2 protein-coding genes are annotated in these 488 nt (G+C 56.8%); both read right to left on the minus strand.

From position 1 onward, the window contains the following. On the minus strand, positions 1 to 242 hold a 242-nt coding region (locus tag PZH32_RS11255), incomplete at its 3' end, for a HutD family protein (RefSeq protein WP_275208337.1). 2 nt (positions 243 to 244) lie between these two features. After that, the coding region (locus tag PZH32_RS11260; protein WP_275208339.1) for an aromatic amino acid lyase at positions 245 to 488 on the minus strand (244 nt) is incomplete at its 5' end.

A 488-nucleotide genomic window follows, 5' to 3' on the forward strand; every position in this document is an offset into this window, starting at 1 on the left:
GGTCCCCCGTCGTGGCATATGTCCATCTCCCCTTCAAGGGTCAGGATGATCCGGTCAAAATCCGGGAGAGACGTAAAGGTGCTCTCCTCCAGCTCCACGGTGGCGGAGCTTAAGCGCCACAGAAAGTCCCGGCTCTGGTAATTCCCGTTTTCCGGCGCGATGGAAAGCTCGGTGGTGGTCCCGCCGGACCAGGAAGAGACGCGGCATGCATCTCTTCCGATCTTTTTTATCTCCATGTTCATATTTAATACTCGATCTCTGCTCCCAGGGCTTCCTCAACGGCACGGATCAGAGAGCCGTCCTCGATGATCTTTTCGCAGTAGTTGATGTCCTCATAAAGCTCCCGGTCCTCATCCAGACGGGCCACACATTTGCGCACAAGATCATAGGCCGCCTGGGTCCCCTTTCCAAGTCCCTTGTTTCCTCTCATGTCGATGCCCTGGCAGGCTACCATCAGCTCCATGGCCAGCACACGGCGCACATTGCGG

The sequence above is a fragment of the Adlercreutzia equolifaciens genome (assembly GCF_029076695.1).
Taxonomy (GTDB): Bacteria; Actinomycetota; Coriobacteriia; order Coriobacteriales; family Eggerthellaceae; genus Adlercreutzia; species Adlercreutzia equolifaciens_A.